The following is a 12,325-nucleotide window of genomic DNA, read 5'->3' as shown; positions in this document are numbered from 1 at the left end:
TTATTCGCTTTTGCTAAGAGTAAGTTTGCATTGCGTTTTAGAGTTTAATGCTTTGATCGAAAAGAGAGCGCGCAGTTTCTTTTGAAAGGGCCTTGTCAAGAACGAAACAAAATGAAGCAGGTAAGCTACTCGAAAATGATAACTGATATAGGCTTTTTCGCGCATGGTTTTTAGCGTGTGTGTTTCGATTTGAGGATGGACGAAGGTGGGCTCCCACCCACTAAAAGCAGGCCCCGGCTTTGCATGGACTTTATCTTTAACCGCGGCTGCAAGCTGGGTTTTCGGATAAGGTGTTGCCACGGTAAATTGCACTGCAAAGCTGTTGAGCTTTTTAGCAAAATCGATGCTTTGTTTCATGCGTGCTTCCGTATCGTTCGGTAAGCCGAGTATGTAGTTTGCGATGACACGAATGCCGATTTTTTCAGCGTGATGGACCAGCTTTTTAATCTGTGTAAGATCTGGAACATCACGGTTCAGTGATGTTGCGAACGAAGCATCCGCGCTCTCAATACCGATTTGCAAACTACGTAGTCCAGAATCGTAAAGCTTATCAAGCGTCTCGATATCCAAACGGTCTGCTCGCATCTCAGCACTGTAGTGAATCTGCAAGCCTTTGAGTTGTTCGATGAAAGCAGCCAAACGTTGGCGCGATGCGTTAAACAACGGATCGCGAAAAGCGATGCCCCGTACGCCATAGTGTTTTTTTAGGAAGCGGACTTCATCGACAACATCGGATACGGGTCGCAGTCGATAACTTGCTGTAACGGGATAGGGGCAGTAGTTGCATCGAAAGGCGCAGCCCCTCATGCCGAGAACAGGCAGCACCTGACCTTTGGCTGCAAGACCGGCATAACGATAGTGCTTGCGTGGAAACATCGACCAATCGGGCAGGGGTAGTTTGCTTAGCTCTTTGACTTCGCCCGCCTCAATGACCCCGGTGCGGTTTTTATCAAAAAGTTGATGTCCGAGCGCTTCGGCCTCTCCACAAATCACGGCATCTGCGATGTCGCTGTAATACTCCGGCTTTGCTGAGGCAAACGCGCCGACGACGATACTATGGATGCCTTTATCTTTAAGTTCGGCGAGCAGCTTGCGCTCTTCCGGTGCATCGGTGATCGAACTAAGTACAATCGCGAGGTCGACATCAGGCATGGGATCGCGGCTTTTAGCAGAAGGTCTTCGTTCCCTTACAACGACCTGGTGGCCTCCCTGGGTAGCGAAAGCAGCCAAGTATCCCAAGCTAGGTGGAGGTAGATGGATAAGGCGTGTTTTAGCGCGTTCTAAAAGTTTTGCCCTCCAGCTGTGACCCACACGGAAGACCGTTCCGTAACCGCCAGCAACGTCTTTCAAAGTGCATGCCTTCTGTGAAAATACGCTGAAAAGACCAATCTTCATGTTGGCAGGGTGCTATCACCTTGTTATGTCTCTGTCCAAGGGGCATTCGACTCGCACGATGAAGGAAAGTAGGAAAAAAAGTGTTGCCGGACCTGTTGTGGTGGGAGCGTTGCTCTTTGGGGTCGTTCTAATTGTCGGGGTTTTTTTCGGTCTTTGGTGGCGACGTGTCACTGCTCCGCCAGAACTAAACGCTGTGTTGAAAAATCGTGGAACTTTGCTTGCTATCGGGGAAAAAGACTTTGCCGGATGGAACGCTGACGGAACGATTACGCTTAGTGAAAAGGACAACGATTTTGTCTCAAGGTTGCTCAGTGGCGAAGATGAAGAGGCCTTGGCACAAGCGCTGCTCGATCAACGGATTACCGGTGTGCTTGCCGGTCCACTGCAAAAAACAGAGCAACAAACGCTACGCGATCGTTTTGTAGGCTACGCGCCCATGCAATTTTTTCATGCGGAGCTTATCTCCAAGGATGCAGCGCTCTACCTTTTATCTTATTTCCCAAAAGTCGATGAGGTCACTGGCGAAGCGCTCGCCACATTGGCGCGGCGTTTACTTGAAGGTGAAAGTCCTCCGCCTTTGCAGACTTTTCCTGAAACCTTGCGTGACGCGACCAGTGTGGAGATTATGGTGCTACTGCGTGATGGAACGACTGCGAGGTTGTGGCGCTCGGCACGAGGAAGCTCAGTAGCCCGCGCGCTAATCACAGCGACGCTGGTGGCTGCGGATCGTTGGAAAGAACGTGAGAATGCCATGGGGGGTGCACTCACGGACAAACTCGAAGAGCTTGATGTCGAGGTCTGGAGACTTTTTCCGGATGGCTATCTCGAGGAACGCGATGCTGAATTTGTAAATTCGGTGTTCTATGAAGAACACGGTGTAGCTTACGAAAAAAAAACGTCATGGCGTTACATGCTTCCTGAAAGCAGAGAAAAGCTTGCTGATAGTTCTGCGACAGCAGCTTTTAAAGAATTGTTTGAGAGTTCAGGACAGAGCCCTAACAGTCTCGACAGGCGTGACCTCAGGCCCTACCGACTTCGCGCAGAGCGCTTAGGCACATCCGAAGCGCTACTTCCTGGAAGCATTAATTCAACAGAGTAGCGGATGCATGGTGCAGGAGTGCTGGACCGTGCACACAAGGCTAAATGACTCTAGCTAGATGGGAGATTGATTCTAGTGCTGAGAGACGCCGGTGTGAGAGATGGGGAGACGGATTAAAAAGCTGGTGCCGCTTTTGTCGTGTGTTCGGACTTCGACATGTCCGCCAGCTTCGGTAATGATACGGTGCGAAATAGCAAGGCCGAGACCCGTGCCTTGATCCCGTGATGTTACGAAAGGAACGAAGAGCGTGGATAACATTTTTTGTGGGATGCCAGGGCCTGTGTCGCTTACTCGGATCTCAACCCACCTTCGCGGACTTCCATCGGTGTGGCGCCGTTCCACTGCTCGTGTATTAATATTTAACGTTCCGCGGTTTTCCATGGCTTGAAAGGCATTCCGAATCAGATTGATCAGAACTTGTCGAAGTTGTTCGACGTCGATTCGTACCAGAGGCAGTTTTTCTTCAAGATCAAGAAGTTGCTCGATGCTGCCATAGCTTTGCTCTGCATTTAGGATTTTAAGGGTTTTTTGCACAGCCAGATTAACGTCGGTGGGTTCAGGATCGCCATGCGAAGGTCTAGCAAAGTCTAAAAAGGAAGATAGAACGCGATTGAGTCGGTCTGTTTCATCGACAATGATCCCCAAAAACTCCTTTGACTCCGGCTCCGAAGGGCCCAGTTTTTGTTCTGGTTCACTCAGGTATTGTGCGCTGGCTTTGATAGCGCCAAGTGGGTTGCGGATTTCATGCGCTAGACCAGCGGCCATCTCACCGAGCGCTGCAAGACGATCCCGCTCTTTAAGCTGTTCGTAAAGACGGGAGTTTTCTACTGCAATGACAAGCTGACTAGCAAGACCTTTGAGCAAACCCACTTCCTCGGGGCTAAAGGCATCCCACACGCGTTCGTCTTTGATGCATAGAAAACCAAATAACTCTTGTTTGGTTTGTAGGGCGATGCATACCGAAGCGTTCAATGCTTCAAGGGTATGCACGATTTCATGCACGGTTTCTGAGCCTCGTTGATCTCCAATATCTTTGAGTTCCTCGATTTCGTGCTCAAGGTCTTCAAGCACGACGTTTTCCTCTCGACGCAAACGATCGAGTAAGGGCCGTGCAGCTGCTACCTCGATATGATGCACCGGCGATGGTCCAAAATAGTCTCGAAGAGCGAAGCTGAGCATGTCTTCGGAGGCTAGAAAAACCGCTGCGTGCGTGAATCGCCTGGATTCTTCAAGACCCGAGAGAAGTACGCGCACGACCTGCTCAAGCTCAAGAACATGGACGAGCTGGGCTCGCAAGCTATGCAATGCCCGCTCGAGATCAAAGCGCTCACGAAACAGAAGCTGCATGAATTTTTCCTCTAGCTTGGCACGGGTGGGATCAAAGACCAGCAATAAAGCAAGTGCTGCAACCACGGCATACAGAAAGAAACGTTCGCCTGCGAATAGAACGATCACTGCATAAATGCCTGCTATGGCGAATGCTAGAGCACTGAGAATGATCAACCGGCCAGCAAGCTCGTACATATCCAGCAAGCGAAAATGAAGGATCGACTGCGATAGGATATATAAGAACACCAAGACCAATACGGGGCCTACAGGCGGAATATCCAAACCGACGTAAGGCAGGTAGTCGATAACCGTAAAGGTCGCAGCAAGGGTACCCATGATGGCCAAAAAGCGCAGACGCGCTTGTTCAAAGCGCGAGCGTACGAGCCTGCTGTGATCAAACAGCATGCGCAACCCAGACATCAGAAGAATGGTCACGTAGATGAAGATCAAAACGGATACGACGATATGATCGTAAAACGGACTAAAAGCAGCGGCGATGAGTACTGCACCTGAGACCCAGGCCAACCGCCGCATGACCATGGCTCGCTTGGCTTCTTCAATGACAAAGGCTCTGAAAAATTGAAAGGCCGCAATGGGTAAAAGCACGGCGAAGATGCGATCGATCCGGAACCATAACACGTGGCCTTTTAGCGTTCCCGTTGCAAAGGTAGCCAAATACCACGCCGCAACTGTAAGGCTAAAAATAGAAAATTGCCGCTGTAAATGACGCTGCCTGGGCCGCAATAGCACCGTCACTGCGATCGCAATGGCAAGGACGCCGGCAAGCAGTGAGGTTTGAGTTCTTAATTCCACGCAGGGCTTGAATAGAGCAAAAGGGTGAAGCTTTGCAATCCCGTCTGCTTTAGCTGGAGAAAAACGCTTGCATTTCCGGGAGTCGCGACTCCGCGTCTTTTTCGCCGATTTCGATAATGCGGTTGATATAGTCCGATTGAAACATCACCATACTCAGGGCGTCATTGGAGCGGATTTCTTTAGTGCCAAGACCTCGGGTGAGGAAACGAAAGGCCTTTGGCAGCTTGGCCTCGAATTCGTTGGCGAGTTTACCAAGGTCGGTGCTGGGGCGAACGACTTTGAGATTGATCGGCCTGAAAGCATCTTGGCGTTGATTTGGAAAATGTTTCAACAAATGGTTGATGCGTTTGAGGCGTTGAGCATCTTGATCGAAAAGATCTAAGAAAATGGAGTTCAGAAGTATACCAATACTTGGGCCGGGGCGGGTAGCTTTCGCCTTCAGGTGCTAACATTTCATCGTAGTTGCGGAATGTAGCGAGTCGAGATGGCCAAGATTTTTCGGCGCCTAAGTGCACCGCAGGGGCAAGTGGTGCGGCCAAGCGTATGCCACCATCCCCATACCAACGTCCGTCAATCTCAATAGCTGGAAAGAACAAAGGTAGGGCTGCCGAGGCCAAAATGTGTTTAACGGTGATCTGCGTCTGAACACTGGTGCGGTGAGGGCGCTCCCAGGTGGAGATGTCCCGGCCTTGCACCCACGTAACGCTTCGCCCGGTGCCATAACATGCGGTGGTCACGGCTAAGGCTTTCAGCCTTCCTGAGGCAAGATTTCGCTCGATACCAGGGATGGGCCCGGACTCTGCTCCAAGGCGTTCTGTAAGAAAGTCAGCTAAAGGTTGCGTGTCGACAAGACCGCGGGTTCGTTTGCCGCCGTGACCGCCTCCGGAGGCAAGTTGCCTCATCCAACGAAAGACTTGCTTGCTAAGCGAGCTTGCGTCTGCGTGAAAGACATCGCCGGTTTGAAGACCACTCCAAAGCTCGGCAAGATGCTCCATTTTCATGGCAAAGGAGTGTGGATCCGAGGCAAGAAACACTGCATTGATCGCACCTGCGGAAACGCCGGTAAGGATATCAATCTGCAAATCAGGAAATTCTCGCGAAAGGCGTCTCAAAAAACCAGCTTGATAGGCAGCGCGTGCTCCGCCACCGCTCACGACCAAGGCTAACTCAGTTTTGGACATCGACGATAAAGTCCTTCATTGGATTACATGGATATCTATTTAGTATAGCACAATTTAGTGTATCCATTGTTTTTGGCGAACTCAAAAGCTCGGTGGCGGATGTGAATTTTAGAGCAAAAACTGGACCAACTATCTATTTTTCTAAGGTTTCCCTGGCTTTTGTAATGTTGTTGGTGATGATTGCATCGACGCCTGCTTCGTCGCAGCGGCGAAGGTCTTGGGGGTGATCAACCGTCCAAACGTTTAAAAGAGTACCTCGGCTCTGGAGTAATGCCGCGGAGGTCGAATCGATCAAATTATGTTTGGGATGAAGTGCGTCAATATTGCAGAGGCGAGCAACTCCCTGCATACGAAGCTTGCCCCAATAGGCATCGTCGATAAGATAAGCGCTTTTTATTGGGCTGTGTTTTTTCAGATAACGAACGATTGACAAAGCAAAGCTTGAAAACAAAAAGCGAGTTTGGTGAGTTGCTTTGCGTTTATGACAGATGTCCAACACTGCTTCTGCCAGTTTTCTTCCATTGTTTCCGTCGGCCTTTAGTTCGAGATTGACTAGAGCCTGTCGCGTTTCCAATAACTCTAAGCACTCAACAAGTGTCGGAATGCTCTGTCCGTCGTTGAGTCTGACCTGCTTGAGTTCATGCAAACGCAAACTGCTGATGCGATCACGCTGTGTGCTTAGGCGTTTTAGGTCAGCGTCGTGAAACACCACCACCTCTCCGTCGCGGCAGAGCCTTAGGTCCAACTCAACCCCATCCGCGCCATCGTTCATGGCCTGCTCAAACGCGGCCATGGTATTTTCGCAAGCCCTCCGATGGGAACCTCGGTGCGCAAGCAAAAAAGGCGGGGCGCCTGGTTGGCGGCGAAAAGGATTTTTCTCCATGACCATGTGCTAGCACAGCCATAAAATTTATGCGCCATGCCGAGTTGGGATCAGATTAATAACCGAATCCATCCAGAAATAGTCTAGGCGGTTTGTTCGTAGCGAGCTTAGTTGGCAGCACCTTCGGCGGCGTTCTTGATGCCGCTAAGCATGCCTTTGAACACGATGCCGTGCAGCGGAAGGACCAGATACCAATAGACAAGGCCCAATAAACCCTTGGGTTTAAATCGTGCTGTTTGGATGAGTGTACAACGATTGTGGCGTGCTTCATCCGGCTCAATCCTAAAATCAAGGGTGGCGATGCCAGGCAGTTTCATTTCGGCGCGAAGTTCAAGGTAGCGAGCCTCCACAATATCGGTGACACGCCAAAAATCGAGCGCTTCGCCATAACTTACCCGAAGGGGGTTTCGGCGCCCGCGGCGTAGACCGGGGCCGCCAATGAGGCGATCCATCCAGCCGCGCAGGCGCCAGAGCCAGTCCGCGTGGTAGTAGCCATGCCCTCCGCCGATGCGACAAACCGCGTTAAAGACTTGCTGGGCCTGGGCGTTAACGTTGGCGCTTCGGGTGTCTGTGAACACCGTGCCGCCGGAAAAGTCTGGATCTCCTGGAATCGGTCCAGCGTCCATCCAAGCTGTTTCAATCTCATCCGTATCAAGTTTTCCAAGTGCGGCTGCAATCGCTTCGCTCGCGCTTTGGATGCTTCCTGGCATGAGCTCCGCCGCCCGATTATCGCGCAAAACAACCCGGTTTCGCAGTCCTTCGGCAAGCGGCCGTGCAATGCGTTTATCAATAGGAGTGACCAAGTGAATCCAAAGCGAACTGAGTCTGGGGCTCAGAACAGGCAGCGGCACAATGATGCGGCGCGAGAGCCCGAGGTGATGGGCCATCAGTTGCATGAGCTCGCGGTAGCTCAGGATGTCTTTACCTCCGATATCAAGGGTTTGCCCTTTGCTGTGCGGCACGTCTAAACATTGCTCCAGGTATCGGAGCACGTCTCGGACAGCGATCGGTTGCGATTCGGTATTCACCCAACGGGGAGTGACCATGGCTGGCAGGCGTTCAACCAGGTAGCGCAAAATTTCAAACGAAGCTGAGCCGGACCCGATAATCATCGCGGCGCGAAAGACGGTAACAGGCACTTTGCCTTGGGAAAGCGCCTTTTCGACTTCACGTCTGGAGCGTAAATGCTCGCTTAGGCCGTCTCCGGTTTCTCCCAAACCACCCAGGTAGATGATTTGCTCGACACCAGAAATGTCAGCAGCTTTCGAGAAGGTCTCGGCAAGCTCTCGATCGTGCGTGCGATAGGCTGCGCCCGCAACGAGCATCGAGTGCACGAAGTAGTAAGCGGCGGTGCAGTCCTGCATCGCGCATATTACATCCTCGAGCTTGGCCGCATCACCTTCGATAATTTGAAGTCGGGGATGTTTGGACCAATCGCGCGCATCAAGCTTGCGAGCCGATCGGCTAAGGCAGCGTACGTGGTAGCCACTGTCCAGCAAGCGCGGCACCAAACGTCCGCCAATATAACCGGTCGCGCCCGTCACCAAGACAGTGACCTTTGGCTCTAGTGTCCTGGTCATATTTGGCATCCGTAGCATGCGTCAGAACAGAAGACCAAGCTCTGCATGTAAACCCTTAGGATTGAACAAATTATTGCCTATGATTAGGGCGGTTTCCCACACGGGTTCTGGAGCGGCTTTCCTCCTCGAAAAAGCGCCTCAAATACCAATGTATAATCGTCGTCTTTTCTGTGGGAGAGTGTCTGGGGCGGGGTTCCGTCCGATTGGGCGCGTTCAAAGCGCCGCGAGCGGCGCTTTGAACAAAAAGCGAACCCCGGGGGCCCTAGACCTGCTGCTCCAGAACCCGTGCGGAAAACCGTCTGCTAGAAAACCTGATCTAAGCCCTTATTCTACCGTAGTTTTCTGTAGGATCCTTAGTGTAAACCGGCAAAAGAAGAGTGAAAGTGCTCTAAAGGTGAGAGCAGGTTGACGAAGAGAGGATTGCTCCGTCGCCGTCCTCCGATCTTTTAGGCGGCTTGATAGTAATGGGTTTGGTTGGCAAGGCGTTCGGCGGCACGGTAGACGATGGCCATGATGGAATGCTGGGGGTTGACGCCCATGTTGCTTGGAAAAACACTGGCGTCCATCGCGTAAAGGTTTTGAAGGTCGTGGCATTGCAGGTCTGGGCCCACAACACTGTGTGCTGGATCGGCTCCAGCAACGGCTCCGCCAAACAGATGCGAGGCGACAAGATGAAAGCTTTGCGCTTTAAGTGCAACCTTCTCGATCAACTCCACTTGGGATGGGTTCGTAATGACCTCTGGCACTCCACCTAAGCCCGGATAGACTTCTTTGGCGCCAACTTGGAACATCATCTTGCACATGAGCGCAATCGCTTCGCGTGCTTTGGCATAGTCGGCTTGGCTGGGAGTATAGCTAACTTTTGGCGTTTGCCCCCAACCAACGTCGATGTGACCTTGAGCCTCCATATGAATCAGTCCAGCCCATTGCGCGACGTGATCCAAGCGCGAGATGCGGTCTTGCCAAACAGCGCCAGCGCCGGGAATCCGTGCTGCGATAAGTTCAGGCGGAACGCCGATCGATTCGATTTTATAGCCGCGCTCGCGCAATGGTATCTCGTAGCTTTGGGTGCCGCCGCTTGCAATGTCGATGCGCTCGTCAAACATACCGACGACTGGAGCGCCTGGATGGGCCCGAAAGTGATGCCCGACCTTGCCGCTCAGTCCGCTTTGTAGAAGAAGCACCGGGGTGTAAAGCGCACTGGCTGCTAGAATGACAGCTTTTCGCGCATGCACTCTAAAGTTACCAGTAGGCCGACCAGGCCCCTGAAATCTTACCAGTGACTCCGGTTGCACGGCCCTGCTTGATGACAACTTGCAAAGCGCGCGCCCCAGTGAAAAGCCGAGCGCCCTGATCAATGGACAGCGGTATCAAAGACACATCCATGCTTTGCCGTGCTCCGTTTGGACAACCCTGCACGCAACGACCACTGCCTTTGCATTGTGCGGCATTGCGCTCCATGGCTTTGCCCTTGAGATGCATTGCGCTTGCAGCGTCAGCAAGCTTATGCCCGTTACCTCCCCACAAGCTTGAATCGGTGCTTTGCACCCCAAGCAATTTTTCGATGCGCTCGTAAATGCGATGTAGAGCGTTTTCGTTTACGAGCTCATCAAGACCATGCTGATCTTTCCACAGCTTGCGGACGTCTTGCGGCATGCGCCAGATGATGCCGCTGTTAATGGCGGTGCTGCCGCCGACGCACACGCCTTGCAGCAAAGGGATGGGTACGGCGCTGTCGGTGGTTTGCGCGCCAAAACCTCGCATGCTCTGGGACATGGCTTTAAGAGCTTCTTTGGGTCGTGCTTTGCTTTGCAAATAAGCACCTTCTTCGAGGATAAGCACCGAGAAGCCCGCAGCACTAAGCACGTAGGCAGCCGTTGCTCCGCCGGCTCCTGAGCCCACGATCACAAAATCAGCGACGTCTTCCATGGCCCACTTGCCCATTACGCCACCTCTTGTTCATGTTCAGCATCCGGTGCATCGTGCACGACGGGAAGATTGCGTCGGGAGGGACGTGTGCCGGAGATTTCTTCAGCGCTATCGTAGAGCGTGCGCTCTTTTTCATAGCCGCTGGCCAGGCGCAGCTCAGAGACTGAGAACATGGCCATTGTGCTTACAAGTTTAAGCAGGGTGGTGAGCTCGCGTACAACAAAATGCTTCGAAGAGATTAACCCTTCAAGCAGCTCTGTTCGCGCTTGTAGGGGCAGTTTGGCCATCGTGCAAAAGCGCGTTCCGGTCCACAGTGGGGCCAGCGCAACCATCCACAAGGCCACTCGAAGGCCCAGGCGTGCTTTGGGCGTAGAGCTTTGACTGATCGTCGCGAAGGCGTTGAGAAAATCGCAGCGTTGGATGCCTGCTCCCCACAAACCGTCGCGCTTTGGAGCAAAGGCTTCGAGAATGGCTTGCGCCCAACGTTTCTCAAAAAATAACATTTACTTCAAAAGTTTACCACGACACTGTCGTCTTCGCAAACAGCTTAATCTGACAAAAGCGTCATGATTTTTTGCTAAAAACAGACATGACTGGCATGTTTCTCGGCGAAAATATGCCAAATTTGTCATGAGTGCTTTTCTCAAGCGCTATGGGCTTTTTTTTCCTGTTCGCTCAGGAGTTGTTGGATGCTTTGAGCCAAGATGCGAAGTTCATATGGTTTGCGCAGCCATAGATTGGGAACGCCACCAGAGGCAAAGGCGTGTGGTTCGGGCTGTCCGCTCACTAGAATGGCTCTATCGACACGCTTAGAGCTGCGTAGCTGCGAAAGCAATTCATCACCGCGCATATCGCCAAGCAGCATGTCAATCAACGCAACATCAAAGTGATCGTTGAGGGCTAAGGCTTCTTTGCCGGATCGCATAGCCGTCACTTGGGCGCCTTGCAAGGAAAGGCCAGTCGAGACAAGTTCCATCAAGGATGCATCGTCTTCCACAACCAGTACTTTGGCGCTCACTGGCATATCCGAGTGTTTTATACCGGATGACTGTTTGCGTTCAGTGGCTTCGAGTTTGGCGGAAGGAAGCTCGATCTCAAAGCGCGTGCCTTGTTTTGGTTTGGTGAATAACTCGATGTGGCCGTGCATGTTTTCGACCGCGCGTTTGACCAAGGCAAGCCCAAGACCTGTGCCGCTTTCTTTCGTTGTAAAATAGGGCACAAAGGATTCGCGTCTAAGTTTAGCGCTCATTCCAGGCCCGTTGTCTTGCACGCTGATAAAAACTTTGTCGCCTTTTTCATAGGCGGAGAGTTCAATACGGCCACCGTGCTCCATGGCTTCGATAGCGTTCTTTAAGAGACTCCAAATGGCTGTCCATAGATCAGTGCGCGAACACTTAACCATCAGCTCCTCGTGAACATCTGCAAGCAAGGTCACGTTTGCTTTGCGAGCAGCTGGCGTAAGCAAGCGTTGAATCTGTAGTAGAAGCGATGATGCATCGATGGTGCTGTTGCGAACCACGCCATCGCTTGAGGCCTCGAGCATAGCCCGTGTTACGGATTTTGCAGCTTCAGCACTTGATTCGATGTGCTCAAAAGCGTCGGCAGCGCGTGATGGCAGCGTCGGGCAGCTGGCTCCCATTTGGGCCCAACCCATGATCGCGCCAAGGGCATTGCTGATCTCGTGGCTCACGCTTGCAGCTGCATCGGCTAAGGCGGCGCGTTTTTGGACTTCAATGGATTGTCTGAGCGTGGCGGGTGCAAGCCAAAGCTGCCAGCCATCGCGTTCAGGCAGTACCAAGGCCTGCCAGGTTGTGATTCCCGATCCTGCTTTTGACTCAATGAGGAGGGCGTCACGTTTACCGCTTCGGCCGGCTTCAATCACGCGCTCCAGCAGAGCGTCATCTCGGCAGATCCTGCGCAGCAAATTCAACATATCGCTTGCAGGCTCGGGTCCTATGAGCTTCTGGGCGCTTGGATTACAGGCCACTTTCCCTTCAAAGTCCTCGCTAAAAACGGGAATTCCGAGTGTTTCTGCAATCCATGGATCGATGGTATTCATCCCTTTGCCCTGTTTTGATAATAGTAAAAAAATACCGGTGTGTCAAATGTTTTTGTA

Annotated in this window: 9 protein-coding genes and 1 pseudogene; 1 reads left to right on the top strand and 9 read right to left on the bottom strand. The window is 52.2% G+C overall.

What is annotated here, in order from left to right; genetic code table 11:
- The gene (locus IPJ88_17050; protein ID QQR89855.1) at positions 1 to 1,395 is read right to left on the bottom strand and encodes a B12-binding domain-containing radical SAM protein; all 1,395 of its coding nucleotides are present in this window, start codon (positions 1,393 to 1,395) and stop codon (positions 1 to 3) included.
- Between the two features lie 25 nt (positions 1,396 to 1,420).
- Between IPJ88_17050 and IPJ88_17045 the strand changes: the two genes are divergently transcribed.
- A complete protein-coding gene (locus IPJ88_17045; protein ID QQR89854.1) occupies positions 1,421 to 2,494 on the top strand; it encodes a hypothetical protein in 1,074 nt (357 codons plus the stop codon).
- 72 nt (positions 2,495 to 2,566) lie between these two features.
- Here the strand turns inward: IPJ88_17045 and IPJ88_17040 are convergent, their stop codons facing one another.
- The 8 genes and pseudogenes from IPJ88_17040 to IPJ88_17005 form a co-directional block, all read right to left on the bottom strand.
- Positions 2,567 to 4,636 (bottom strand): GAF domain-containing protein, encoded by a 2,070-nt coding sequence (locus IPJ88_17040; protein QQR89853.1) that lies wholly within the window; start codon positions 4,634 to 4,636, stop codon positions 2,567 to 2,569.
- 49 nt (positions 4,637 to 4,685) lie between these two features.
- Positions 4,686 to 5,817 (bottom strand): annotated as a pseudogene (locus IPJ88_17035) (patatin-like phospholipase family protein).
- A 133-nt stretch (positions 5,818 to 5,950) separates the two neighbouring features.
- On the bottom strand, positions 5,951 to 6,610 hold the full coding sequence (locus tag IPJ88_17030) for a hypothetical protein (protein QQR89852.1): 660 nt from the start codon (positions 6,608 to 6,610) through the stop codon (positions 5,951 to 5,953).
- A 197-nt stretch (positions 6,611 to 6,807) separates the two neighbouring features.
- Positions 6,808 to 8,280, bottom strand: coding sequence for an SDR family oxidoreductase (locus IPJ88_17025; protein QQR89851.1), 1,473 nt, complete (start codon positions 8,278 to 8,280; stop codon positions 6,808 to 6,810).
- 446 nt (positions 8,281 to 8,726) lie between these two features.
- Positions 8,727 to 9,515, bottom strand: a complete 789-nt coding sequence (locus IPJ88_17020; protein QQR89850.1) for a hypothetical protein — start codon at positions 9,513 to 9,515, stop codon at positions 8,727 to 8,729.
- Positions 9,516 to 9,522: 7 nt separating this feature from the next.
- Complete coding sequence (locus IPJ88_17015; GenBank protein ID QQR89849.1) at positions 9,523 to 10,224, bottom strand: GMC family oxidoreductase N-terminal domain-containing protein; 702 nt, start codon at positions 10,222 to 10,224, stop codon at positions 9,523 to 9,525.
- The gene (locus IPJ88_17010; protein ID QQR89848.1) at positions 10,224 to 10,712 is read right to left on the bottom strand and encodes a hypothetical protein; all 489 of its coding nucleotides are present in this window, start codon (positions 10,710 to 10,712) and stop codon (positions 10,224 to 10,226) included. The genes IPJ88_17015 and IPJ88_17010 overlap by 1 nt, the downstream gene beginning before the upstream one ends.
- A gap of 140 nt (positions 10,713 to 10,852) precedes the next feature.
- Positions 10,853 to 12,268 (bottom strand): response regulator, encoded by a 1,416-nt coding sequence (locus IPJ88_17005; protein QQR89847.1) that lies wholly within the window; start codon positions 12,266 to 12,268, stop codon positions 10,853 to 10,855.
- Positions 12,269 to 12,325 lie beyond the last annotated feature (57 nt).

The organism is Myxococcales bacterium (genome assembly GCA_016699535.1).
GTDB lineage: Bacteria > Myxococcota_A > Polyangia > Polyangiales.
Note: the sequence above shows the minus strand (reverse complement) of the source record. Positions and strands in the feature narration are given on the sequence as shown.